Here is a 26972-nt window from a genome sequence, read left to right on the forward strand (position 1 = left end):
TTAAATAAAATTATGTCTCTAGTATTCCAACACTTTGATACGCGATTAAATCAATGGATTCATACTGATGGAGATAATAAAAATCCTGACTCAATTTTAACGGAAAAGTTAGATAATACTCTACTAGAATTCTACTTTCCAGGTCAACAATTTTCTTTTGGTCATATAGATGAACACTCTTCTTCAGAGGATTTAAGAAATCATCCAGATGGACATACGCTTTTATTATCTTCTAAAACCCGCTTATTGTACGGTGCGCCAGAATGTCTAGAAGTAATTGAGAAATTATGTCCTGATAGAAAAGATAGAGGAGCTTATGGTTCAATTTTTCTGGGGGAATGTAAAAATTCAATTCATGAAGAATTAAATATTTTGATTGTAGATGACTCTACGGAAGCTCAAGGTGAAAATGGAGGAATTATTGACAAGAAAGTGGCGTTTAAATTAGTAGGGGATTGTTATGGTCAAATTTCTTCCCAATTATATAACCTTTTAACTAAAAGGGAAGAACAGTCTGACAAAAGTTATCGTGTGATTCAGCATCGTTTTGGTTGGACAGAAGGAGATGGAGAAGATACTAAATATAGATTTGGTAAAGGTACTCTAAGACCATACAAAATTGAAAAGATAAAATACGCAAATCCTAACAACAAACCCAAAATAGATTTAATTCTCCCCCTTTCCAGTTTCAAAGGCACAGATAAGGATCGCCCTGGTGGAGCTATTAAACCGCAGATTCAGCCAGGACTTTACAAACAAAAAATCTGGTTAAGCGAGAAATCACAGTCAGAAAGAGGTAAAACAGCAATTTCGCAACTATTAGCTTCATTCCCCCAAGGCATTAAAGACTTTGCGGAGGAACTAGAAGCCCAAGCCCAAAAATTAGCCGAATCCCAAAGTGACCCTAGAAAAGTTGCACAACTTTACTGTCAGAAGTATGAAAAGCGCAAAGCTTTTACTGAAGAACAGAAATCATCTTTAAAAGCAGAGATTTCCGAGCAAGTTGTTGATGGTTCACTTGCTAAAGAATTAGAATTACTCACTCTTAATCAAGCTGAAGAACAATTTGAAACAAGTGATGAATTAGATGAGAAGTCAGAAAAAGATGATTTATTGATGTATAAACTGATTAAGGCTGACTTAATTGGAGGGCATAATCAGCTTTTAGAAACGGAGAAAGTTAGGAAAGAACTTAGTAAATTTGTCCAAGGCGAGTGGCGAGATATTGCTTTGGGGCGGACGCTAACTTTTGACAGAGGGATGATCATTCCATCCAAGAATTTGAAGAATGGGGAAATTTGTGTACCTTGGTTAGATGACGGAGAGAAAGTTCTAAACTTCCGCTCTCCGTTTCTCAACTCTAATGGTTTGTGCGTATCTACCAATAAAATTGTTGATGATTGTTTAGCCCCAGACGGGACACGTTTAGAAGGAATTATAGTAGTTAATGATGAAGATTTGGAACGTATCAAAGCAAGGCTAGGAGAGAACGAAGTTGCTCCCCTAGAAACAGAATCCCAACGCCAAGGACGCGATTTTGATGGTGACTGTATAGGGGTAGCCCTTGCAAGTAAGTATCCTAATTTTACAGCCGAAGCAGAGTATAGGACTCTGCCAGCCAACGCTTATCTTCCTACTGTTAAAGAAAAGAAACAATCATTTTATATAGATGGTAAACAACCACCATTTGAAGAAATCGCTATTCACATGAGCGATAGTATCAGCGTGGGCGTGATTAATAATCAAGTGACCGCATTAGAGGCATTAGAGTCGGAAATTGAGATTTTTAAAATTTACGGAAATCCTGAACAGAAATCACAATATTTAGACCGAGTATTAGAACATTATCAAAAATTATTAGCAGCCGAAAATTATGAACACCCCAAGCCAATTAGAGAAGAATATAAGCCATACATACAAGAGTTTGTAGCATTAGCCCAAAATCCTCAGAGAACTCCTGAAATTATTTCTCAGGCAATGGACAAGAATCGCTTGATGTATAGGAGTATGATTGAGGAGGCTTGTTACCAAAACCAGATAGCTGTAGATTTATTTAAAAGTTCTAAAAAGCCAGCAATGGGTTTAATTAGAGAAAATAATCGCTATTTATATCGACAAGTTGATTATATTAAAGATAAAAAATCGCCCACAGCTTATTTAAATTCTGGAATAAAAACTGAGGGCTATTCCCCAGTAGAATTATTAATTAACCAAACAAACAAATATTTTCAGGAATCGAAACTTGAATCCCGTCCCATTGTTCAATTTGGTGATTTATTTAAAGGGGTCGAGTTCACCCCACAGCAGAGATTTGCGGCGATCGCTGCAAAGTACGAATTTGACCGCTTGTACAATGCTGCTGCGAGAATGGAGGGAAGGCGTTCATCAGAGCGAGGCCCAAGTGCCATCATCCAAACGCCGCAGGGGACTAAACTCGAAATCACGAATCTTTTACGCTACAAGCATCCTCTCATCTGGAAAGCACAGTCCATCAACTTGAAGTTGGAAAAAGACTCACACTCCTCAAAATTAATTGCTCTAGCCCAAATCAACAACGAGCAAGACGATAGAGGTCAGCCCAAGTACAGTCCACTGGGAACAGTCAGCCAAGAGTCGATTGAGTCACATGGATTCAAGCCAGGGACAAAAGCCAGCAACGCTTCGGTGGTTGAGTTCAAGCCTGAACTGACCAAAGGGCAAACCAAACTAATGTTTTCGCAAGCTTATAAATTTGCTGAAGAATTTCACTCAAGCATACCAGAGCAAGAGAGATTGTCGGCGGCGGCGGCGGCGTGGAGTGTTGGGGCGGCACGACAGGATGAATTGGAATCAATTCAAAATTCAAAATTCGTCTTGGAAAGTTTGCTCAACGGGGGGGAACCCCCGCACGCAACTTTCCGCAAAATTCAAAATGAAAGCCCTATTTACAAAAAAAATCCCAACTTTGTGTTTGCGGCGTTTGGTGAAGAAATTATTTCCCGGCTAGGACAGATGCAATTTACCGACCTAAGAGTTGGGACTTTAAGCAATGAGGCGAACAACTTCAAAGGCAAAGAGTGGAATCAGGATGAAAAATGCTCAGTAGAGATCCGGGCATCGCACCACCCGCCTGAACATGAACGCCACGGCTTAAGGTTAGTGTTTGTCCAGGATGGTGATGGGGAATATAAGGAGTTCGCACCACTGGAACCAAGGACGGGACAATTACCGATTGGCACAAAAGCTCTAGCTAATGTTGTACCCGGAGAAACTTATACAGCGAATGCCACAATTTCTCTGACAGGGACAGAGCCAATAGAGTTTACTATCCGAGAAATCAAGAAATTTACTTATGCTGACAAGGTTTTCCACTCTCAAGAAATGATGTTAGAAATTGGGAAAGTACCAGTACCAACAGGGGTAGTAAAAATTCAACTGGATGGTAAAATTCTGGGCGAATTAGACGCAGATTCGATTAAGCAGCTTCAGGCAGTAAATTACATTAAAGATGGCAATCCACTCAACCTAAAACTGACAACTATATCAGACAAGTATAATGCTTTTGTGATTGCCGAATCCCCAAATGGGAATCTACTAAAGATTGATAAAACGAATTCTTACGATTTTAAAGACCAAAAATTTAACGATACAGACTTCAGAAGATTTACCTTAGATGTACCCCAATCTCAAATTAGAGATGCAGTGTTTTTGGATGGGGAACCGTTGGGTTTTTTACATTTCAAAAAAGATAAAGAAGCACTCAAACAATTAGGAGTTCTCAATTTTGGAAGACTAACTCCAGTACCAGCCACATTGCAAAGTAATATCTCAACAACAATGATGGTGAAGATTGACCCAACCACTATTAAGTATCCTGAAGTTTGGGTGAAAGAAAATCAAGTGTTTGGTCAACAGATAGATAATCAAGAACAACACAGGGCAATCGAAAAAACTGCACCAATTTTGTACAAAATCAAAGAACGCCCTACCATGTTGTTCGCCAGTGCTGAGGATAAAGAACTTGGCATCACCAAAATGTCCGTGGACAATCATAAAGTTGAGACGGTAACTCAATGGTTGAATCAGAAGAATGTAGCGTTCTCTCCTGTATCACCAGAAAATGTACCACTGGAAACAAAGAAGGGGCTGGCTGTTTTTACCTTGGTAAATTCATCAATTCCTGAATCAGTTCAAGGGGCAATGACTCATAAGTTTGGGAACGTGATTGAGTCTCAGTCTGAATACGAAAAGAAAGTGCGTAGTCTGCCTGACCGACCAAAACACCTCAAACCACCACAGCTAAATCATTTAGTAACGTTATCTCAAACGCCGCCGCCAATACATGAAAGTACAAAAGAATCAGTGGTAATCTCCGGCAAGCCAATTCCAATGAATTTCCCACTAATGCTGCACGGGGAACAGAATCCTTTACCTGTAAATACTTGCATTGATGCGATGCGGGGTCACGGCAGAGTTCACACCACCAGGGCGTATGAGCCTTACCAACAATATGGTTTTAAGGAGTGCGATATTGCTCTAGCGAATGGTGGCGGTAAACAAGTCGCGTTTCGAGTAGGTAAGCAGTATCAAATCACGCAAACAATGATTGCAGATCCCCAGTATCAGCAGCAGTGGGCGAACATGGAAAAGCACTCAGCTAAAGCACTGCCAGAATTATTCACTGGTAAGCCCCAAGTGTGGGGGCTTCAGATGGAGCCGTTGGGGGATTATGTGGATGGTAAGATAATGCCGTTTGAGCAGCAAAACAAAACCGCACCTAGTCAAGAATCTCAAACCGTAACCATCGACCATCTGCGCTCGTGGTACATTGCGGCTAGTAACTTGGGTAAGCCAGAAGCCTACCAGCAACGAATTGTCGAAATTGCCAAAGAGTTTAAGACGACTGGGCAGTTGTCGCCCAAAGCAATGAAAGCAATGGAGAAAGACACAGTTAACCGAATTGCTCAGATTACTCATAAAATCGTGTCAGCTTTGGGTCAACCAGGGGATGATGGTAGTACCTGTGTCCAAGGCAAGGTTTATGATGTTAGTTTTCACCCTGAGCGTCAAGATTGGGCGATCGCTCAGAAAAACGGTGATGTGATTTTGAGTGTGCAAGCTGGGCTGGTTCAAATCAACAGAATCTCTCCTCAAGTTTTACAAGATTTTGAAGCTGCTAATAGTAAACTTGATGAGGTTTTAGAAACTAAAAAACAAGCAGCAGGATTTCAAAGATGATAAAAAATAAACTACTTCTTAGTAGCTTGCTTTTGCAAATTGTACTAACTAACTGTAGGCATCCTGGGTAGCAGCCTGTAGTTGTTCAAGTGTCATCTTATATTCCGATGGCGAATAATTGTAGAGTATGAAATCTCCAATCAACTTTATAAATTAGGTAAGAGGCAATCAAAATTTTAAATTAATATGCTAGTTTATTTTACTATCAACCAGCAAAATTAAATAATAATTGACCCCGGATACTCGGTAACAGATGGTTCTCCCCATGTTTCAATTTGGTTAAAAGTATGCCTACTTAAAGGATAAAATCGAATGCTATCTTCTGAAAAATTTATTTGTTTACGGAGTCGTTTTTTTAGTTCGATATATTTTTCTTGATTGAGAATACATTCAAATACAGAATACTGAACTCTTCTACCATAACCTTCTAGTAGCTCTGACACTTGTTTGCGCCTTTTATCGCAGGGAATGTCATATACTACTACATAAAAAAGCATAAGTTATCGAATTTGATAAGGATTGTATAATTGACTAGGTTGATAAATAAATTCTTTAAAAAATTTAATTTGCTGTGTCATTAAATCCCAGCGAGGCTGTTTTTCACCTTGAGTATTTTGAACTTCTTCTTCCAGACGTTGGAGGAAATGTTTTATATATTTTGGACGACCACAATTATTTAAATAACAGCCACCATTCTTATAATCAAAGTCTTCTTGAATATCCATAATCTTGCTGTTAACTAGCCATAATACCAAAGAATCAATAATTGGTACACGGAATTCTTCGATTAAATCGGAAGCAAGAGCCGCATGACGTTCTGTTCCTTGGTGTAAGCAAGCGTAGTAAGGATCTAGTCCTTGAAGTTCAATTAGTGTCAGCAGATGATTCCACAAAATCTGGTATCCAAAACTTAACATTGCATTTACGGGATTTCCCGGTGGGCGACGGCTACGTGCTAAAAATACAAAATCGGAATTATTTAAACATTCACCAAAAGCCGAAAAGTATTGTGCAGCACCCGCACCTTCTAATCCCATCAATCGCTCTATTGTTTCGGCTTCTTCTGATTTTTGTACCAAAACTTCTAAACTTTTTATAGCCAGATCAGCAGTATTTGTTGGATTACGTCGCTGCTGTCTCATTAGAAAAGTACGGCTATTTTTTAATTTAGCTCTGACAATTCTTCTGGCTACTAGCAACCGCTCGATAGATGTTAAATTTTGCTGATAGCGGGATAGTTGACGATATCCTCTCTCAATTGGCATCAGCCTACCATAACAATATCCCATACGAGATAAATAGGCTATTGGAATATTTCGCCATAAACAAGTACGAATTACTTGAGTAGTAATTTGAGACTTTCCAAATATGAGTATTTGTTCAATTAGTGGTAATTGCACTTCATTGTGAATTGTTCCTCCTTGTTTAACAATTAACATTTCTCCCTTCAGGGCAATATAACACCCTTGTCTCGAAACATAGAGTGTACGCATATCTTATTTTCTATTATCTTTAGTTATTTGTGAATTGTGAGTAATGATTTCAGATACTATTGTTCTAATTTGAGAGGGTTGCAAAAATTTAACTATTGCATCTCCGGCTGCGGCATTTATAAAACTAGCAATTGTAACTAAAGCAGTATTTACAATTACTGTTGCTAATCCTAAAGGAGCTATTAATAATATAATGAGAGTAATGGCTCCATTGAGTAATGCAACTCCTAAATTCCGAACTAACGCTGCACGAGAAGAAAGGTACATAGTTTTGATAGTTTAGATTTCTCTAGGTTGTTTATATCTCTGAAAATAAAAGCTAATTTGATAATTGCCTAGTGTTTTTATGCGAATGACGAATTTATGTAAATTTCTAATTTTTCTGCGGCAGGGTCGGCAAAAGCGGGAAATACCTGTTGTTGCGTTGACCCCGCCGATCCCTTTCTGGATAAGGGTTTTAGCTGATTTTACCCTCTTGGTTAATATTAAAATTTTCGTGTTCGCTAACCCCGTCGCAAATGGGATCTGGACTCTAGCCCCCACAAGGGTTTATAGTAGAGGGGTCGCTTCTCTTTTGAGAAGTGGAATTAATGGAAATCTTTACTTTTGGAAGCTTGCAAATCTTTAATGAACAGCAGGACAGTCGCTTCTCTTTTGAGAAGTGGAATTAATGGAAATCGCGCCATCATCCCAAACGATCGTGTCGATGTCTCTAGTCGCTTCTCTTTTGAGAAGTGGAATTAATGGAAACGCAAAATTACTCTTCGCTTGTGCTATTTTAGATATGTCGCTTCTCTTTTGAGAAGTGGAATTAATGGAAACATGCAGAAACTATCGAAGAATCCTAGGTTGTTATTGTCGCTTCTCTTTTGAGAAGTGGAATTAATGGAAACTCTTGATAACAAAAAATAAAACCCTTAGCTAATAAGGGTGTCGCTTCTCTTTTGAGAAGTGGAATTAATGGAAACCTTTAAAGGATCTTACGAAGTTTTTGCTAAATTCTCTGTCGCTTCTCTTTTGAGAAGTGGAATTAATGGAAACCGATTCACCCTACTACTCTAAAAAAAGTAAGTAGCGGGTCGCTTCTCTTTTGAGAAGTGGAATTAATGGAAATCTTAGTTATAATGGGGGTTAACTACATTGGTTAACCCTTAGCACAGTCGCTTCTCTTTTGAGAAGTGGAATTAATGGAAACCTGGGTATAATCTTTGCATTAACTCAGCCGTATGCCAGTCGCTTCTCTTTTGAGAAGTGGAATTAATGGAAACTAGTCATTGTCATATTGCCCCCTTCTTCATGTAAGCAGGCCACGCCAGGTCGCTTCTCTTTTGAGAAGTGGAATTAATGGAAACTGAATATGACAGTTTGGCGTGGTAGATGTGGTGTTAAAAGCCTGCACTAACAATGTGATTCATACTGCATTTTTCAAATAAATTTTTCTGACGGATCTATAGCTGTTTTTTTACGGACACCAAATTTTGAGTCTGAAACCTTTATCATGACTGGCTTTGAGAAATTTTCTATCAAAATGAGACTCGTCAAAACGCCGAAAAGCTTGCGTTGGCTACGTTTGGAGCTTTTTTATAAAACGAAAAACTTGACAGGCGAAGGCTGAAACAGTAGTTTTGAATGAGACCCGTCAAAATGAGTTCTAAAAGTCTTGTATTTCAGGGCTTCTGCAACTAAGGGGTCTCCGCCAACAATGCGGAGGCGAATTAATGGAAACATGCTACAACTGCCTTAAGTGGTCAAGGATTGAGTCTCCGCCAACAATGCGGAGGCGAATTAATGGAAACATTTAAGATATTTTCTCTTACACGAACTATCAAAGAAAGTCTCCGCCAACAATGCGGAGGCGAATTAATGGAAACACTAAAATGGTTCAAAAAACGGTTAAATTTACTCAGTCTCCGCCAACAATGCGGAGGCGAATTAATGGAAACACTTATAATTACAATGAGTTTGGATTCAAAGATTTGTCTCCGCCAACAATGCGGAGGCGAATTAATGGAAACATAACGGTGAAGAACGTCGATCCAACAATGAATCCTACGTCTCCGCCAACAATGCGGAGGCGAATTAATGGAAACAGAAGAACAATGTCAGCGCAATCTACTAGCTGCTAAAGTCTCCGCCAACAATGCGGAGGCGAATTAATGGAAACAATTAAGCTTACGCCCCGTGGAACAACAACGCCAGCGTCTCCGCCAACAATGCGGAGGCGAATTAATGGAAACGAATACTGATCGGCTCCAGCTTTGACCACGGCAGCAAAGTCTCCGCCAACAATGCGGAGGCGAATTAATGGAAACCAACTTCTATAAGTTCTTCTGCTTTGGCGGTTGAAGTCTCCGCCAACAATGCGGAGGCGAATTAATGGAAACATCTGTTTAGTACTGGTCTTCCATCCTGCCAAGCCATAGTCTCCGCCAACAATGCGGAGGCGAATTAATGGAAACTTTGCAATTTGGGGTGGGGTCGCCTGTCAACTGTTGGGTCTCCGCCAACAATGCGGAGGCGAATTAATGGAAACACCCGGCAATCCTTGTATACCCGGCAATCCTTGTAGTCTCCGCCAACAATGCGGAGGCGAATTAATGGAAACCGTTCATTTGCAGCTAGTGTTTGAGGTTCGCTTATATGTCTCCGCCAACAATGCGGAGGCGAATTAATGGAAACATGTCATAGACATTGTTAACTGGGTTAGGGTTAAAGTCTCCGCCAACAATGCGGAGGCGAATTAATGGAAACATGACAGCGACAATACCGCCGTCTTTTACTTTATGCAAAGTCTCCGCCAACAATGCGGAGGCGAATTAATGGAAACTTACACTTCCCACGTAAAAATTGCAGATTAATTATGCTGATATATACTTCTATTAGAAAAATATAAAGTTGCAGAAATTAATAATTCAAAATTTAGAAAACAATTTTAATATATTTAACAATTGCTATTGATAAACTGCTAAAATAGCTTCACTTGTTTTTCTAACTTTTAGGATAAATTCTTCTGGTTGTATAACCTTCACACTACCACCAAAACCAACAACCCAGCGAAGAAATTCTACATCACCTAAATACCATTTAGGTAATATCAATTGAAGACAATTAGGGAAAGATTTATCTTTTGTCTTTTTCAAGCAAAAGATAGATTTTGGTAATGTATCTCTGACACTGTTTACAGGTAGAGACATCTTCATTTGCCTAGCGGGAAATCTTCTTGTACCTTCAGCTATAAATCGGAAGATATCATCGTTAAACCATAGTTCTACTGTTGTAAAAACCTGAGCGCGTTCTTGCTTATCCGGGCTAAAAAATTTACGCTGGTCACTAACATCGTAACCTAGAAAAACCCCTGGACTAGCAGCAGATAGTCTCTGTAATTTTTCTAATGACTTTTCTTGTTCCTGCCGAGAACGTACTTTAGAGTTTGGTTGACCGAGGAATAATCTATCTAAACGCTCAAACCGAAATAAATCGGTATATTTACCGCTTTGACACTCAAATCCTAAATACCATGCTTGGTTACAAAACACGATTTGTAAAGGATATGCTAGAAAAAAACCTTCTTCATCAAGAGCAAATTTGCCTCCGCCAGGAAAGCGATTTAATTCCAATAGTTGACCATTAGAGATCGCTTCTTCCAATTGGTGTAAATTTCGAGACAGCGCATCTGGTGGTAAAAATTCCAAGTCAACTATATTGCGATTAGCGATCGCCCGGACTGGATAAACTTGATTAACACTCAGTTTACTTTGTACCATTCGGTCAGCAAAAGTTTCATAAATCTCTAAAGCTAAGGGGTCATTTAAACTTTTAGCTTGAGACTGAAGCACATCAAATACTTTAGTTAACTCCTGGGCTGATAAAATTGCTGTACCTGCAAAATAACCATCTCGCAATGGGAAGTCTGGCAATATCTTGTAGGGCTTAAGCACCTTTTCAATATCTTTGCGAACAGTGTCTAAGTTATCGCCTTCAATAATTTCATGCTGCCTAAGTGCAGATACGAGAGTTTGTAAACTACCTTTGCCTGTATCTTGCAAGAATGGGTGATGCAAAATAAAACGAATTATATGTATTAATCTCTCAAAAGTGTCCCAGTCGGAATAACTGTGAGTCACAACAGAAGATGGTGCAATAGACTTGTCGAGTTGTGTAAAAGTCAACGAACAAGTCGAAAATGTATGAGTGCCGAGTAGTGAATTTTGCTGTAGCCAATCTAAGTCAGATGCGATCTCTCTAGCATTAGCATAGATTTGACCGTACAATTTACCCATAAAAGCTGTAACCTCTTCTATGGAACTTGCAAACTGAGGCACATATCCAAAAATACTTTCTAGTAGGCTGGGGTTAGCTAATTGCAAATTTCCAATTCCGGGATAGCAGATAATCAAGGAAATCAAATACATCAGGCGTTCAAAGTCCAGCAGCAGACTGTAAGAATGTAGAGATACGTGACGATTGCGGTTAGCACGGTTTGTCAGGGTTCGTCCAAGCTGTTGGATTTGGGTTTGAATTTGCTGAATGTCAAATTTAGGGGTAGTGACATCAATCTTATTAACAGTAACAAACCCTTCTGCTGCGATTGGCGGGAACTGTTGCAGAGATTTGTGCATATTCTCAATAATGATGTCTGGAACTTGGCGATCTCGCTTTTGATTCCAAGCTTTACAAGTTGCTATAGGAGTTTGCAAATACCAACCTAACCACTGAACTTGACCGCTATGTTGGGGTAAAGCAGCAAAAGATGTTTTGAGCTTGCTTAATAAATCCATCCGCCAAATGCGTTTGGCGTTAGTAGCATCGTAAATGACAGATTTATTTTGAGCGATCGCATCTACAATCTCACAGATGACAGCTTTTTCTACTTCTAGCCATTCACCCTGAATACTTGCATCACCATAGAGTTTGTGGCGAATTGAGTCAGTAGAGATGATGCAATAGCTCCCCAATTTTGCTAAAGAGGCGGCGAATGTAGACTTCCCACTACCAGGGATACCAATGAGAAAGTGACAAATCATCAAAAGTTCAAGGCTAAAAATTCTTCTACTCTAACTTTTAGCTGTTATTTATCTGTTGTCTATGGTTGTCAAGCGAACAACAAAATAATTCATAATCTGTAATTCAGATTTTAAATGAGCATTAATCCGATTTAACCCAATCGAGAGGGGCCGCAGTGCTATTTGCAGAAAAACTAGGATTAATGTTTCCATTAATTCCGATTTAACCCAATCGGTAGGGCAGATCAGCCATCAGAGTATTGCTGGCTATTTGATGTTTCCATTAATTCCGATTTACCCAATCGGTAGGGCTAGTAGATTCATCGAGCGGTGTTGTGCTACCAGCAGGTGTTTCCATTAATTCCGATTTAACCCAATCGGTAAGGCTGGGGTTGGATTCCAGGTGTTCGAGCCTCGCAAGGTGTTTCCATTAATTCCGATTTAACCCAATCGGTAGGGGTAAACATACTTGAAGTCTGTAATGGTGCTATGGCGTTTCCATTAATTCCGATTTAACCCAATCGGTAGGGAGTTTGTCTAGGAGCGTTTGCCCCGTAAGGGTTTTAGCCACCAAATCGACACCACTCTGAACAATATTGTACATGATTCGTGAAATTGAATCACACATATATCTCAAATCCTTACCCAGTAAGCAATCGACACCACTCAACGAAAGATATAGCGTTTTGGCGATTTTTAGAGTGGTGTCGATGAACATCTCAAACTTCTCATCCTTCTGCGTGAGAGTTAAATGATCTTACAAATTTGCAAAACCTTAAATATTGCTGAGACATTAAAAAATTCGTCATTCGCATGAAAAGCCATTTACATTTTTGATTTTTCCGAGAAGATATAAATGTCACACTAATTCGTCTATTGCTACATCACTACATATTTACAAATAACACTTAATTTGTTACCTAATTTTTTCCCTAGCTTATGCCTGTGAGTAAAGCAACTAAAGGAACACTCATAATTATTACAAAGTATAACTACAGAGTAAAAAATAAATTTTCTACTGTAATTTAGACAAGACTGTAAACAATGCTCTATGGAAGACGTAACCAAATATACCGCAATTACATTTGCTCCTGTACAGGGATTTATTGAGAAATCGCGTAAACTGCGAGACTTATATGGTGCATCTCTCATTCTTTCCTATCTTAGCCAACAGATAGTTTTAGAAGCTTCAAAAACGGCAATAGTAATTTCGCCAGCATCTGCCAATTTTCAAAAAGGAATGCCTAATCGCATTCTTCTCAAAGGAAAATTCTCTAAACAACAAGTTGAGCAGACTTTATTATTCGCATGGAAGAAAATACTACAAGAATGCCAATGTTGGATAGAAAAAAATTTACCCCACTATACCTACCACTGGGGTAAAGAATGGACGAACTGGGGAAACCATGCTTGGGAAATCTTTTGGGGAGAAGGGAATACCATTCAAGCTGCAATGGATAACTTAGAAACCCAAAAGCTTTCTCGTGGGTGGACAGCACTTAATTGGATAGGAGAGAGTTCTAGCTTAACAGGTACGGATGCGATCGCTTTTCCAGGATTGGGAGCAGAAAACAGAAATCCTAAAAATCGCAGGTGGAGAGCAGAGAAAAGTAGTATTGATAATTTTTATTATGAATTATCTAATGTAATAGAAAAACCAGACAATGAAGAAGAAGCTGGCAAATTTTTAGCTTTAGATGAACAACTTAGCATCCCAGAATTAGTTAAACGCCTAATCACTTATCCTCAAATTGCTAACAAAATTGGGATGGCAACTATCAGAAGTTTTAGCGAAATTTACAGATTGCCTGAAGAAAAAAATCAACCTGGAAGCGGACGATGGACAGGGTGGTTTATGGGAGATGGAGATCAAGTTGGAGATCACCTCAAACAACTAGCACAACTAGAAGATGGCGAACGCCAAATTAGCAGCTTTAGTTATGCCATGCGTAATTGGGGCAATGATTTTAGCAATAAATTTCCGAGTAAGTTAGGTAGAGTTGTGTATGCAGGTGGAGATGATTTTTTAGGAGTTATTTTTAGCCAGAAAGAACAACCAGCAATTCAACCTCAAGAAGCTTATCAATGGTTACTAAAATTACCAGAGCAATGGGAGAAGCATAAGCAGAAGATTAAAGTAAGTGTTGGCTTTGTCTGGGCTGGTCATAGCGTACCTCAAAGAGATATTTTACAACATTGCAGAGAAGCCGAAAAATTGGCTAAATCTTTAGGACGAAATCGAGCAACTATTAGAATATTATTCAACAGTGGACAATATGTGCAATGGACTTGCCCTTGGGATTACTTAGATATCCTTTTGAAATATCAAGATAGAGAAAGAAACTCTAACTGGAGCCATATATATCAAGATTTAGCTTACTTAGAATCACGCCGTACTTTCAAAATTGATAATAGAAATGCTGCTACAAGCGTACAAAAATCAGCTATTGAATTTTTAGATATTTACTTCCCTGGAGAAGCTAAAAAGTTTGGAGACAATAATTTTGTGAAACATCTTGTCGGATTTAGCGAAAGTGACAACGCAGAAGCTAGAGCCACAGCAGTAGTTGATTGGATTAGTGATTTAGTTAAAGTAGGCTGGCATTTATGTTCCAATATTTAATAAGCATAAGTCCATTGGGATTTATGTATGGAAGTGCTGGTGCATTTCTTTCTCCTGAAAACTTGGTAGGTCGCTCTGGGGCTAAATTTCCACCAGAAGCAGCAACTTTATCAGGTTTAATGTTCAGTATTAATAAAATAACTGAAGAATTTTCTCAAGAGCAACTAAGAGATAACCTATTTGTAGCTGGCCCGTTTTGGGCAGAGTCTCATAATAAACAGAATTTTTATATTCCGATTCCTTGGCATAAAGTAATTGCCAAAAAAGCAGCAGGAGAATGGCAAATCAAAAATGATGAATGGGCGTTAATAGGTAATACTGAAGCTATCGAACCTGACTATCGTTGGCAAACTATAACTACATGGAAAAGCTCAGTTCAAGGACTGAGAACAAGTCAAAAATCAATCTCAGATAATCCCTGGCGTTTCGTGCCTTTTCTACATCCAAAAATTCAAGAGCATGAACGTTGCGTACAACAGAAAAATGGATTATTCCTAGAATATTCTGTGCAAATGCCAGACAATATCTGTTTAGTTTATCTATCAACTTATCCACTTAAAAAAGGATGGTATCGTTTTGGCGGGGAAAATCATGTCGTAGAGATAGATTGTGAAAAAATTAGCCAAAGAACATTAGAACTATTGAGTCAACCTATAGGTAAAAGCTTTGCTTTAATTACACCAGCTGTTTGGGGTTCTAATCGTTTTTCTTATCGCTATCCCCAACACGAAACTTTTCCCGAACCACTCAAGATGCTGACGGATAAACCTCTGCCCTATCGTTATCGAGCCAAAGGGAATTTAGGTAGAGGGCGTTATGCTGTACCCGCAGGTAGCATCTATGTTCTCAAAGAATCCATCAATAAATCTTGGTGGGAATGGGATGAAGCTTGGTTTCCCAAGGAAGGCTATAGCCTCAAAAAAGTTGGATGTGGTTTATGTCTACCTGTTGAAATTAATGGAGTTACCTAAATGTATAAAAAAGCTTATGGAATCATTGAAACTTTAGCACCCCTCCATGTAGGCGCAACTGCTGGAGAAGAAAGTGGGAATTTGAATTTGATTTTCCGCGATCAATTTACTCAAACTGGGATTATACCTGGAAGTTCTATTCGCGGTCGGCTGCGTTCCGAAATGCGGTTAACAATGGGAGAGGAGACAGCTAAATACTGGTATGGAAATGAAGCAGGGTCAGAACAATCAGATACAAATAATGAATCTATTGTGAAATTTGAGTATGCTTCACTGCTTTGGTTGCCTGTATTCTGCCCTGGCCAACCCATTGTCTGGGTGAGTAGCCGCCGCTTATTGGAGCGATACAAAAGAATTGCAGGGGACATAGTTGAAGTTAATGGCACGTTCTTAAAAGATATGAAAGTGCCTGACCCTTACACAGGTTCAACTAACCTCAAAGCGAGACAATCTTCTAGCGGCAATAAAACTTTATTTTTTAACTTGGGTTTTCTAAATATTACTAAAACTGCAAATTTATCGGCTTGGTTTCCTTCTAAACAAGAGCAACCATCTGTAATTGTCGATGATAGTGATATCGGCATGATTCATGATATGGCTTTATATCGTCAAAGTCGTGTGCGCTTAAAAGCCGATGAAAAAGTAGTTGAAGGTGGTGGGTTCTTTAATACTGAGGCATTACCAGAAGGAACAATTTTAATTTTCCCCATTGCTATCAAAGATGATAAATCAGGTAAACAATGGCAACCATTTAACGGTAGCGAGATGTCTGACATTTATTTAGGTGGCTTAGAGTCAATAGGTTTTGGACACTGCAACTTAACATTAACTAGAGAATAATTATATGACTTGGAAATCTTACAATCTAGACCAAGAAGCCCAAAATTTGGTGTTGAAACACCGAGATAAAAAGGGTGTGATTGGTCAATCTCATAAAATGCGCTCAACAGTTGCTTATGGTTTAGAAAGATTTTGGGGTGAACAGTTACGGCTTTTGGGCAAGAATGATGTCCAAGAACGAAATAAAGGTGAATACTGGCGCGATACCTGGACAACTTTTGTCAGAATCATGCGTAATGCAGGATTCAATCAGTTACCACAAGAGCAAGTTAACAACAATGACACTAATAAAATCAAAGAATTTGCAGCTAAGTTGTGGGAGCTACCAATTGAAGACCAAAGAATATGTTTAGCTGTGCTGACTCAGTTTTGTGACAGCTTAGTTTGGTGGACTCAGCGTTATAAGAAGACAGGAGATAATGATGACCAATAGTAATGAAGTCCCTTTAATGTTTCAAGCACCAGTTTCGGAACGTGGACAAATTCAATATATCCAAAAACCAGAAAATTCCGAAAGATGGGTTGATGAATGGGTAGAAGCTGCTGCCATTAATGCTCCTGAATTTAATAAAAACGTTAGAACTAAAGAGTATAAAATTACATGGAGATTTGTCTCAAATAGTGGACAAGATGAGGATATAATTCGCCCTGTAATTGCTGCGGGAGGATTTCCTTATTATCCTGGCGCAAGTATGAAAGGTGCTTTTCGGCGTGTTTGTAATTCTGAGCAAGTTCAAAAATACTGTGGTGGTAAACAAGATTCTAACAATACTCGACCTGGAATACTACGCTTTCATGGTGCTTACCCTAAAGATGATACTTGGTGTGAACAGCCATTGATAGACGTAATTCATCCACAGGAAAAATGGCAAGTTAAAAGCAATGCTGCTCACTCAGCTTTTTTGCAAATATCGCTTTATCAGCCAATTTTAATTTTTGGTATTTCTAGCACAATTGAACTAGAAGAAAGCGAATGGGAAACTATTTGGAGTATTTGGGACAAAGCGATAGAGCGTGGGATTGGTTCTAGAGTTAGTGCTGGTTATGGTCAACCTATCAACCATCCTGAAACCAAATTAGTAACTGTGAATCTGCGAGGTCAGGGTCTTGCCTCTCAATTAATTGATAAAACGGGGGAATTTCGCCCCAATATGTTTAAGGCGGCTTTGCGTGGTCACACATTACGTTTATTCAGTGGTGTGACAGATGAAGATACAGCCGAAGAATTAACTAAAGAATTATGGGGTGGATTTGCTGGTAGCAATGGTGCTGTAGTTGGACAATTAGGTATTGCATTTAATCCTGTTGATTTAGAAATAGATGAATTTAAGTATCAAAACGTTAAAATGCCAATTTATGAATTAAATTCAGGCACTTTACATATTATCTCTAGTAGTAAGCTAACAACTGAATATAAAAAAGAGTTAAGAAATTTGGCTACACAAATTTTGAGATTCTCCATCTTTTTAGGTGGATTTGGTAAATCTTGGCGACGTATAGATCACCGCTTATTTTTTCCAGAATATTTAAAGAATGGGAATAAACCCATGATTGGTTGCCATTGGGAATTTACCAAGCAATCAAACAAATACTATTTTCCAGTTAATAGTATTACTCATGTTACAAATATTTTAAACAATGTACACACAACTATTGAGAACTGGGTCAATTTAAAAGGTAAACAGCCTAGTAATCAACTAAGTTCATGGCGGGAATCTTTTCATCCGCAAAAAGTTCAAGTGTGGGGGCGTATTGCTGAGGATGAAGATGATAGTTTAGCGGTGAGATGGTTTCATAACGTTTATCAAGGTAGCAATTCTATTAAAGGTTCAAGTTTGACAGGAAAGATGAGTAATATTGGACGGATATGGCATCGTATGTATCCACATTACAAGTTAAGAGATAAAGAATTGATTCGTCAAAGAAGGCAGTATATAGAATTATTAACTATCTTTCCAGATAAAAGTGATGATATAACCCAAAGATTCTTAACTTTTTTACCAACAAGCGGTTTTACTCAACTTTGGGGTGAATAATTATGAATATTTGGATTGTAACTACTGGGAATAGTGATGTCATTCTTCAACATGACCTGAATTGGGGAAAATTTCATGAAGAAGTTAGGGATGATTTAGAATGTTGGGACTTTGCTTGTGCAACCCCACGAGATAAAGATAATGAAAGTGTTGGCTTCACAGTACCAGCGAGAGTATTAGGTCAAGTCTATGCCAAATATCCAGACTATTATGGCGATGATTTAAGCTTTCCTTTGCTTGATACGTATCGTGAGTATTTTGAGAAAGAAGAAATCAAGCTTAAAAAAATTATAGTTTTACTTACAGACCAAGCACAAATTTTTCATTATCAAGAGCAAAGAATACATGAAAAATCACCTTATTGGCAAGATACCTCTAGTATAGAACCCTTATTAAAGTGGTATTTTCAGAAGCATCAAGCTATTTTTAAGTGTCAACCAGAATTTGTTACTCTAGCTCCTGAAACAGAAAATAAAGGAATAGATCACTGGGATGCAACTTTATCATTGGTAACTAAAGTTTTTGATGATTTAGATTTAGAGTCAAATTATACTGCTTACGTCAGCCATCAAGCTGGGACACCTGCTACATCTTCTGCTGTACAATTTGTCAGTTTAGGTAAATTTAAAGATGTCAAATTTATAGTTAGTAATCAATATTTTGATGAAAGTTATCAACAAAAATCTGAATCAGATGAGATTGCTAGTTCTAGTTATTGGCGAGGAATGCAGATTCAGAAAGCAAGACAACTAATTATCACAGGTTTCCCTGGGGCTGCACTTAAAATCTTAGAGCAAATAGATGGAATCAGCCAGTCTGCCATTGCTGAACTGAATAGCATGGTTGACTTTTTTAATCTTTATAATCCTTTGGCTAATAGTAGTCAAGAATTAACTGTTCCTCAAGCGACTCAACGTATTATTGATGCACTCGACCTAATAAGCTTTTTCTTTGGTCAAAAAAATTATCTACAAGGAATTACATTACTTGCGGCTAGTCAAGAAACATTTTTGAAAGTAGCAATACTTTCAAAAGTAGCTCTCATAAAGGATACAGTTATCTTAAATAACTCTCCAAAAAAAGTCTGTGAGCTATTAGAATGGGTTCCTTCAGGCTTGTGCTTAAGTAGTTCTATCGATAGTGAGCATATATCTTTTAAACAAAGTGTATGGCAGAAACTGAAATTTAATAATTATAAAAATAATAAAATAATTAATAAAAATTCTTTTTTGATTGGATGGCTGAAGAATCTAGACAGTAATTTTCCTAGTTGGAATTTACTAGACTGGTACTGCGATGATAATAGAATATTTGATGATGACTTACGCAACCAATTTATGCACAATTTACGGGGTGTAGAAGATATTGATGTTGCTAAATATTTACTAGGTTATCAACAAAGTATTAGTGTAAATAATGTTTTAGATACTTATGCCAATTATGTAAAACAGCCTTTCATAAATGCTATTGATTATTTTAATTTATTTTATAAAAGAGAAAAATTAAACAATAAGCTGCAAGAAATAGCAAATTCCTTTAAATAGCTTATAACAAATGTAATCTCACTTCTGCTAGAAGTGAAGCACTACATTATAAAAGTGTTTGTGGTATGAGCTTTATTGGAAATTAAATTAATAGAAAATGGAACACCATTTTATTCTTAATTGCAGCTATCGCTTGTTCTCTAATATGTTGAGGACGAATCAATGAACGCAGCCCAGCCAGTAACTAAACAAATACTCAACTTCCACAGTTGTAGTTTGTTAATTTGCGGCAGGGTCAGAAAAAGTCTGAAAGTAGCATTATCTCGTTTACCCCGTCGATGTCTTTCTGGGCAAGTGTTTCAGAGCTTTTGTCCTCCCCCTATGGCAGAAAAAGTGATTGCTAATTCATACCCCGTCGCAAATGGCATCTGTACATTCGTCCCTGTCTAGGTTTAAAGTGGGTAGGGTCACTTCTCTTCGGGGAAGTGGAATTAATGGAAACACGACTGGGCGGTCTGCACGGCAGCACTCAAGTCCGTCACTTCTCTTCGGGGAAGTGGAATTAATGGAAACTTGGATATTTTCTTTACTTCCAGAAACTTTAACTACAACGTCACTTCTCTTCGGGGAAGTGGAATTAATGGAAACGCGTTACCGTTGAAATCAAATTTACCATCCTTTAAGTCACTTCTCTTCGGGGAAGTGGAATTAATGGAAACATATAGATTTCAGTCCTAGACATAATTTTTTTCACCTGTCACTTCTCTTCGGGGAAGTGGAATTAATGGAAACCATAAGAATTATAGAGAAAGTAATCAAGAAAAAATAAAGAAGTCACTTCTCTTCGGGGAAGTGGAATTAATGGAAACTTGATAGTTACCCAGTTGGTGTAAGTAGCAAGGTCGTCGCTTCTCTTTGGGGAAGTGGAATTAACGGAAACAATGTAGTGAAAACCAAGCTATATCCGCATTTGAGAGTCACTTCTGGTTAGGGAATCAAAAATTCCTGGACTAACTCACTGGGCGATCGCACTTATATTTCACTCCCCCAACAGTTTTTTCGCGGATCTGTAGTTGTTTTTTTGTAGAAGTCGAAATTGGAGCTTGGAACGCTTACTAAAACTACCTTTGAACGATTTTTAACCAAAACGACATCCGCGAAAACTCTAGAAAGCTTATTTAGACTATATTTGAAGCGTTTTTGAGCAAGAGAGAACTTGACAGGCAATGGCTGAAACAGTAGTTTTGAATGAGACCCGCAAAAACTGGGGCTGTAAGTCTTGTTTTTTAAACCTTCTCAACCCCAGCAGTCTCTACTAACAATGTGGAGGCGAATTAATGGAAACAGCAGGGGTTGGCGGTTTTCTCAGCAGACTTTAATGTCTCTACTAACAATGTGGAGGCGAATTAATGGAAACAAAATCAGAATCAAATTTGGGACGAGCGTAAAACGGTCTCTACTAACAATGTGGAGGCGAATTAATGGAAACTACCTCATCGTCTGTCTGCATTTCTCCGGACTGTCGTCTCTACTAACAATGTGGAGGCGAATTAATGGAAACTGTATATTTCTGACTAGGCAAGCTAGTTAGTGCCGTGTCTCTACTAACAATGTGGAGGCGAATTAATGGAAACATAAAAGAATCTTTGATCCATTGGAGCATACAAATGTCTCTACTAACAATGTGGAGGCGAATTAATGGAAACATCGGCATTGCTAAGGTGTACAGGGGAGCCAGCTAGTCTCTACTAACAATGTGGAGGCGAATTAATGGAAACATTGAAATACCCGCAGGGACAGTAAAGTTACGGTAGTCTCTACTAACAATGTGGAGGCGAATTAATGGAAACAAGATGCTATCATGGCGCAGAATAGAGCCAGAGTGTCTCTACTAACAATGTGGAGGCGAATTAATGGAAACATCAGAAAGCGAACCCTTACCAACGTATTTTGAAAGATAAGGTCTCTACTAACAATGTGGAGGCGAATTAATGGAAACCCGTCCTTACCGTCCCGTCCTGGTTTACCATCAACTAACAATGTGGAGGCGAATTAAATGTGTTTTACGACAATGGTACAGAGTTCATTAAATTCACCAACGGCAAAAAAATTACGGTAGAGACTGCATAGCGTTGGGAGTGGGAACGAGTTCTCGAATATGCCACTAATCGATAGCTGACGCTACTCATCCCACTTCACCAGCACACCATCCGCCGCCACAAGCCCCCAATGCGGACACTTCGTCACCAGCTTCTTGATCACGATCCGCAATGCAGGGTCGTCAGCCCAGCATTCCATTAGAAAATTATCCCCTGGATTTTCGCGCCATTGTTCCGCCATCTTAAGCTTCTGTATCCGCCAGGGTTTACTCTCTGTCCGTGCTGCAATCACACCTACTTGTAACGTCATTCCTTCACCGGAAACCGCCGCATCATCTCCGCAACCGCAACCGCCTGACCCTCCTGCGTATACACGACCTCACCCGACATCGCAATCACAATCCTGTTTTTCCGCGCCCACTCAAACCAATCCTTCGCAGCAGATTTAACCTGTGCTGACTCCGGCTTCCTACCTTCTTTACAAGCTGCGACAAACACGGCTTCTGGCGACTTGATTCCTTTCCAAGTTCGTATTGCTTCTTTGAGATAGGCGATCGCCCCTGGTACATTTGCCCAGCACCGTCTGACTGTGCGCTGAATCTCTGCATTAAGCCGGAACTGTGGGGTACAGGGAATGTCTCGTAACTGCTGCAATACCTCTTGAACTTCCTGGTTACTGGGCTGGATTGATTTTTCAATCGGCTCAAGCAGCGATCGCAATTATGACGCATAACACGTATGAGAGAACCGCAAATTTTTTGTCACTCGCAGTCATGTGACAGATGAAAGTTATATTACGAAAGAGCTAAAAAAACAAATTATTTGTTTTCTGATTCTTCAGCCTGACCACGCTGAATAAGCGTAAAACTAGGAACTTCTGTATCATTCCACTCTCTTATTCTATAACCACAAACCTGACAATCAAAGTAATCTGAATCTCTCGTTGGTAAACGAAAAGTAGTTACTCTATAAATAGAATTACAGTTTGGACAGGTTTCGTTATCTTCGCTTCCATGAGTCCAAGTTTGCGCCATCTTTTTTAGCGTATACTGGTTATAAATTTTACAATTACATTATATAAAAGTATTTATAATTTCTGCCACAACAGCAGTAATTATTCATGACCAATTTGTAAGCTTGCTGTTATCCATCAGACACTAAAAGCACGCGACAATACTTTAACAAGCTTGATTGTGTTTATCGAAGGCATCGTTTGCTCTATCATTTGAGTGTTTTACTCTCGCTCTCATTCAATCAACTCGCCATTCACCACTACATAGCCCCACTGCGGAAACTTCCTCACCAATTCCTTAATTACAATCTGTAAGGTGGGGTTATTGTTCCACCACTCAATGAGAAAATCCAGCCCAGGACTTTACACAAACTCGTTGCCGCATTCAATTACCCACCGGAAACCGCCGCATCATTTCCGCCAACGCCACCGCCTCCCCATCCGGCGTGTATACAGTGTCTCCCGACATCGCAATTACAATCCTGTTTTTCCTTGCCCACTCAAACCAAACACTTACACCAGACTTAGCCTGCTGTGCTTCTGGTTTCCGTCCCTCTTTACAAGCAGCCACAAACACAGCTTCTGGTGACTTGATCCCTTTCCAAGTCCGTATCGCTTCTTTCAAATACGCGATCGCACCCGGTACATTCTGCCAGTAACGTTTGACTGTACACTGAATCTCTGCATTTAATCAGAAAGCAGAGAAAACGCCTGCCAGCCAAACCTTATAGCGATAAACAAGTTGTGGGCGATATTTAATAAAATCTCAAGGAGAGGCATAACCCTATTTGGGTAGATTCAGGTAATAAATGTGCCAAAGCTTGCCTCAATCTAAGTATGCGATCCCAAAATTGGAACCCACCAATAGAACTATCAGCAATAGAGCAAAGTATCGTTAAGCGCATTACAAGAGCAAAGTTGTTTACGTTCTTACGGCAATATCGCCATGAGTTATTCAATGAGGAATTTCAAAAAGAACTGAGCAAACTTTATACAGATTCCCCTAAAGGGCAACCACCAGTACCTCATTATTCTACCCGCTTAAAAAGAGGGTTCCCGCAGTCGGGAGGCTTAACCAAATAGTTATAAGAGCTTTACTACTTGTAATGTTTCTTTTTTCTACGTCTAAGGGTGTTACCGAGACTTGCTGAAGCAATAGCTACTAAACCTACAACAGACCCAGGTTCAGGTACTAAAGCGGCATTATCTACAAGGATACCAAATCCACCAAAAGCATCACCTACAGTTGCCACACCAATGCCTAAAGAATAGTTGCCTGTAGTGGGGATGGTGTAGGAAAAAGTGCGATATCCAGTCTCACTGACAAAGAATGTAGAACTAGGAATTAAGGTAGAAAATGTGTCAGCTAGTTTTTGTGTAGATTTGTTGATTTTGACGAAAGCAAAGCCATTAAAGTTAGGAGACTGGCTGGCTTCATTAGTGAGGAAATTCCAGTTAAAGCTGAGGGTTTGCCCAGCAACGGCGGAAAACTCCTGCTGCAATGCCGAACCACTAAATATCGGCCCGTTGATATTATCTAAACTGAATGGTTCTAACCCTAAGAAATCTTCCAACTCACCTGGAGTAGCAGTTCGACCATCGGCAGTTGTGGATACTAAAGCTTGAAAGTTTCCTTGTTTTGGTTGACTACCAAAACTAGCAGTTTTAATACTGGTGTTGCCTGTTGTACTCCAGCCAGTAAAATCACCTGTTTCAAAGCTGCCGTTACGCAAACCCGCGTAAGCTGGTGCAGAGATGAAAGCAGTAGGTAAACTAATTAAGCCTGCTGTAATTGCTAGTAAAGTTGAATAATTTCTGCACTCATGCAATCTGAACATGATATTCGGCACTCCGCAAATAATCAAGTAGTTAGTTTTTGAGATTGAGGGTTTGTCCTTGAACCGTTGGGGCAGAAGGAACACCTAGTAAACTATTGATAGTTGGGGCGATATCGATATTGCGAATTGTGCCGATATTGCCACGACGATTGATATCGGGGCCTGCGGCGTAGAAAATGGCACTGAGATTAGGGATGGTGGGATCGTAGCCATGTGCGCCATAAAAACTAGGTACGGAAAAAACTGAGTTATCGGTGTCGCCTAAACGAGTTACAACCGGGTTTTGTCTGCCGTCAAAGTTATATCCTTCACCCATGATGGCAAAGACATCACCAGTATCCTGACCCACAAATTCACTTGTACCCAGTCCAAAACTTGGGTCGTTTAAATTAGCTGGTAGAGGACGGGCATATATTTCGTCAAAAACTCCCAGTTTTTGTCTTCCCCGGACATAGTTAGGATTGGTGTCTACCAGTTCCCGCAAAGTTGTGACGATTTGTTGTTGGAGACTTATATATTCAGCACGAGTGACAACGCCGTTGGGTTCACGCCCTTGCAGGTTGATATATACGTTGGCGGCTGGGCCTGATGTCACCGCACGGACTTTAGTTAAATCAAAACCTTTATTTCTGAGGTAGTTGTTGAGGTTAACTTCTGTATAGAAGGCAGAAAAACCGTGGTCGGAAACAACTAAAATATTACTATTGGGTCTACCTTGGGGATTTGTCCCCACCGCTTCAATGATCCGTTGTACAGCATTATTGGCAGCCCGATAAGCTGTCTGTACATAGTTTTTATAGCGGGTGACTTTGGCTTTATCTTGCCCTAAACCAATAGATAGGGGATTTGTGGGGTCACTAGCTTGGCGAGAGTCAGTTAATAGAAACTGGTGTTCTGAGCCATCTGGTTGTTCAATATAAACCATGACCAAATCGGCATTGGGGTTTTGGTTGATTGCTCTCAATGCCAGTCGAGTTTGGTAGTCTACAAACAGTTGCACTTGGTCTTGGTAAATGGCTTCTACTTCACTGTCGGGGAAATTTGTAAATCCAGGGCTGAGGCGTTGTGCAATCCGAAAATCAGCTTGGGGAGGCCAGAAGCCAACGTTTTTAAGAACGTCATTCACAGTAGCTTGGACTGCGGGATTTTGCGGAATGGCGTTAGCGGAATAACGGGCGATGCGGACAACGCTCAGATCAGGGGCGAGATTGCTAACATAGAATGCTGTTCCTGCTTGATTGGAGCTACCTTCAAGGTAAAATACGCTGGAACGGCGATCCCGCGCTTTCACGTACGCAGGGCCAGTTGATGGTAAGCTGAAAGGCCCAGCAGGAATACCAATTTGAGCATCAAAGAAGACTAGGGTGTCATAGTTAGTTTGACGGTCATTGGTTGTATCTAATGCCGCCACTTGGATATCATAATTCACACCACCAACTGTAAAGCGATCGCTTAAAACAGCTTGTTGGATAGGGCTGTAAGAAACTCTTCCTGCATTCTTGAGTTGACTAACTATCTGACTAGCAGCCGGACTAAAGTTAGCGGCGGTTAAACTAAAACCATTTGCACCTACCCCACCAAAAGCACCGAAAGGAACCGTATATGATACAGTTCTTCTACTGGCAGGGTCAATAATTGGACTATTTGTTAAACCCGGTACTTTTACGTCAACCCCATCCGCGCCCGGAAAAGTAGCCGCTACAACTTGCTTACCATTTCTTTGGAGTCCAACCCACACTGGTTCGGCGCTAGGCTGTGGACTTGCAGTCGGGCCAAAAGTAGAATAACCACCGATGGGAGCGCCAAAACCACTGATATTAGAATTAAATGGACTAGCAACTAAGTGGAATGTATTAGAATTAATATCATTGCGAGCTGCGGTTGAACCTGTACCAATGGCTATATGACAAGCTGCTGTTAGAGATGCGCTACAGGTGATGTTTCTCTTGGCATAAACTCCCTGGCTTTTCAGCAGTCCCAAGCCTTGCTTAGGACTCAGTACACCTTCTTTGAGATATTTTTCCACAAAGTCTGGTGTTGCTCCATCCAAAGAAATCAAAATCACTTTCGGGCGTGGTGTGTTTAATACCGTTTGAGCCGCTATGGAATGTACAGTTAAGCTAACAAAGAAAGTCACTAGCACTATCGTAAATAGGCGTATGAGTAATTTATTCCTCAAAGTCTTCCCTAGCCAGTGAAATGCTTGGTTTATTCTATAGAGATTTAAATATCTGCTCACTAGTCCTCCGTAAGTACGATACTGTAAATTCACTGAGATAAATTTTTCTTACATATATTGACAGTAGGTTAACAGAAGACTATGAAAGTTTTAAGTAGAGCAGTACTGTTTTTATAT

18 protein-coding genes and 5 CRISPR repeat arrays are annotated in these 26972 nt (G+C 39.6%); of the genes, 8 read left to right on the plus strand and 10 right to left on the minus strand.

The window, feature by feature from the left end; genetic code table 11:
* Nucleotides 1-12 precede the first annotated feature (12 nt).
* Nucleotides 13-5217 (plus strand): hypothetical protein, encoded by a 5205-nt coding sequence (locus H6G69_RS27915; protein WP_190692369.1) that lies wholly within the window; start codon nucleotides 13-15, stop codon nucleotides 5215-5217.
* A gap of 218 nt (nucleotides 5218-5435) precedes the next feature.
* Here H6G69_RS27915 and cas2 read toward each other — a convergent pair whose 3' ends face one another.
* From cas2 to H6G69_RS27935, 4 genes are all read right to left on the minus strand, one after another.
* Nucleotides 5436-5714, minus strand: a complete 279-nt coding sequence (gene cas2 / locus H6G69_RS27920) for a CRISPR-associated endonuclease Cas2 (protein ID WP_190692370.1) — start codon at nucleotides 5712-5714, stop codon at nucleotides 5436-5438.
* Between the two features lie 3 nt (nucleotides 5715-5717).
* Nucleotides 5718-6710, minus strand: a complete 993-nt coding sequence (gene cas1 / locus H6G69_RS27925) for a CRISPR-associated endonuclease Cas1 (protein ID WP_190692371.1) — start codon at nucleotides 6708-6710, stop codon at nucleotides 5718-5720.
* Nucleotides 6711-6713: 3 nt separating this feature from the next.
* A complete protein-coding gene (csx18, locus tag H6G69_RS27930) occupies nucleotides 6714-6977 on the minus strand; it encodes a CRISPR-associated protein Csx18 (protein ID WP_190692372.1) in 264 nt (87 codons plus the stop codon).
* A gap of 295 nt (nucleotides 6978-7272) precedes the next feature.
* Nucleotides 7273-8061: a CRISPR direct-repeat array (repeat unit 35 nt; unit sequence GTCGCTTCTCTTTTGAGAAGTGGAATTAATGGAAA).
* A gap of 338 nt (nucleotides 8062-8399) precedes the next feature.
* Nucleotides 8400-9537: a CRISPR direct-repeat array (repeat unit 37 nt; unit sequence GTCTCCGCCAACAATGCGGAGGCGAATTAATGGAAAC).
* Nucleotides 9538-9661: 124 nt separating this feature from the next.
* On the minus strand, nucleotides 9662-11734 hold the full coding sequence (locus H6G69_RS27935) for a WYL domain-containing protein (RefSeq protein WP_190692373.1): 2073 nt from the start codon (nucleotides 11732-11734) through the stop codon (nucleotides 9662-9664).
* Between the two features lie 113 nt (nucleotides 11735-11847).
* Nucleotides 11848-12243: direct repeats of the CRISPR family, unit length 36 nt; unit sequence GTTTCCATTAATTCCGATTTAACCCAATCGGTAGGG.
* Between the two features lie 521 nt (nucleotides 12244-12764).
* On the opposite strand from H6G69_RS27935, the gene H6G69_RS27940 reads away from it, so the two are divergent.
* Genes H6G69_RS27940 through H6G69_RS27965 form a run of 6 tightly spaced genes read left to right on the plus strand, consistent with a single transcriptional unit; the run spans nucleotide 12765 to nucleotide 19727 of the window.
* Nucleotides 12765-14336 (plus strand): Cas10/Cmr2 second palm domain-containing protein, encoded by a 1572-nt coding sequence (locus H6G69_RS27940; protein WP_190692374.1) that lies wholly within the window; start codon nucleotides 12765-12767, stop codon nucleotides 14334-14336.
* Nucleotides 14321-15307 carry a CRISPR-associated protein gene (locus H6G69_RS27945; RefSeq protein ID WP_190692375.1) on the plus strand — a complete coding sequence of 329 codons (987 nt, stop codon included), beginning with the start codon at nucleotides 14321-14323 and terminating at the stop codon, nucleotides 15305-15307. The genes H6G69_RS27940 and H6G69_RS27945 overlap by 16 nt, the downstream gene beginning before the upstream one ends.
* Nucleotides 15308-16147, plus strand: a complete 840-nt coding sequence (cmr4, locus tag H6G69_RS27950) for a type III-B CRISPR module RAMP protein Cmr4 (RefSeq protein ID WP_190692376.1) — start codon at nucleotides 15308-15310, stop codon at nucleotides 16145-16147.
* Nucleotides 16148-16151: 4 nt separating this feature from the next.
* A complete protein-coding gene (locus tag H6G69_RS27955; protein WP_190692377.1) occupies nucleotides 16152-16580 on the plus strand; it encodes a hypothetical protein in 429 nt (142 codons plus the stop codon).
* The gene (locus tag H6G69_RS27960) at nucleotides 16570-18183 is read left to right on the plus strand and encodes a hypothetical protein (RefSeq protein ID WP_190692378.1); all 1614 of its coding nucleotides are present in this window, start codon (nucleotides 16570-16572) and stop codon (nucleotides 18181-18183) included. The genes H6G69_RS27955 and H6G69_RS27960 overlap by 11 nt, the downstream gene beginning before the upstream one ends.
* A 2-nt stretch (nucleotides 18184-18185) precedes the next feature.
* Nucleotides 18186-19727, plus strand: a complete 1542-nt coding sequence (locus H6G69_RS27965) for a hypothetical protein (RefSeq protein WP_190692379.1) — start codon at nucleotides 18186-18188, stop codon at nucleotides 19725-19727.
* 406 nt (nucleotides 19728-20133) lie between these two features.
* Nucleotides 20134-20607: direct repeats of the CRISPR family, unit length 36 nt; unit sequence GTCACTTCTCTTCGGGGAAGTGGAATTAATGGAAAC.
* Nucleotides 20608-20975: 368 nt separating this feature from the next.
* A CRISPR array of direct repeats spans nucleotides 20976-21730; the repeat unit is 37 nt; unit sequence GTCTCTACTAACAATGTGGAGGCGAATTAATGGAAAC.
* A gap of 118 nt (nucleotides 21731-21848) precedes the next feature.
* Here the strand turns inward: H6G69_RS27965 and H6G69_RS27970 are convergent.
* From H6G69_RS27970 to H6G69_RS27985, 4 genes are all read right to left on the minus strand, one after another.
* A complete protein-coding gene (locus H6G69_RS27970; RefSeq protein ID WP_190692380.1) occupies nucleotides 21849-22076 on the minus strand; it encodes a hypothetical protein in 228 nt (75 codons plus the stop codon).
* Nucleotides 22073-22486 (minus strand): hypothetical protein, encoded by a 414-nt coding sequence (locus H6G69_RS27975; protein WP_242072211.1) that lies wholly within the window; start codon nucleotides 22484-22486, stop codon nucleotides 22073-22075. The genes H6G69_RS27970 and H6G69_RS27975 overlap by 4 nt, the downstream gene beginning before the upstream one ends.
* A gap of 98 nt (nucleotides 22487-22584) precedes the next feature.
* Nucleotides 22585-22800 (minus strand): hypothetical protein, encoded by a 216-nt coding sequence (locus H6G69_RS27980; protein ID WP_190692381.1) that lies wholly within the window; start codon nucleotides 22798-22800, stop codon nucleotides 22585-22587.
* A 363-nt stretch (nucleotides 22801-23163) separates the two neighbouring features.
* The gene (locus tag H6G69_RS27985) at nucleotides 23164-23403 is read right to left on the minus strand and encodes a hypothetical protein (RefSeq protein ID WP_242072212.1); all 240 of its coding nucleotides are present in this window, start codon (nucleotides 23401-23403) and stop codon (nucleotides 23164-23166) included.
* Nucleotides 23404-23615: 212 nt separating this feature from the next.
* Between H6G69_RS27985 and H6G69_RS27990 the strand changes: the two genes are divergently transcribed.
* Entirely contained in the window at nucleotides 23616-23861 is a 246-nt protein-coding gene (locus H6G69_RS27990; RefSeq protein WP_190692382.1) for a hypothetical protein, read from the plus strand.
* Between the two features lie 14 nt (nucleotides 23862-23875).
* Here H6G69_RS27990 and H6G69_RS27995 read toward each other — a convergent pair whose 3' ends face one another.
* Nucleotides 23876-24616: a PEP-CTERM sorting domain-containing protein gene (locus H6G69_RS27995; RefSeq protein ID WP_190692383.1), complete on the minus strand. Its 741-nt coding sequence runs from the start codon at nucleotides 24614-24616 to the stop codon at nucleotides 23876-23878.
* 31 nt (nucleotides 24617-24647) lie between these two features.
* Nucleotides 24648-26753 carry an alkaline phosphatase family protein gene (locus tag H6G69_RS28000; RefSeq protein WP_313952251.1) on the minus strand — a complete coding sequence of 702 codons (2106 nt, stop codon included), beginning with the start codon at nucleotides 26751-26753 and terminating at the stop codon, nucleotides 24648-24650.
* Nucleotides 26754-26972 lie beyond the last annotated feature (219 nt).

Source organism: Nostoc sp. FACHB-110, assembly GCF_014697425.1.
In the GTDB taxonomy this organism is placed as follows: Bacteria; Cyanobacteriota; Cyanobacteriia; order Cyanobacteriales; family Nostocaceae; genus Nostoc_B.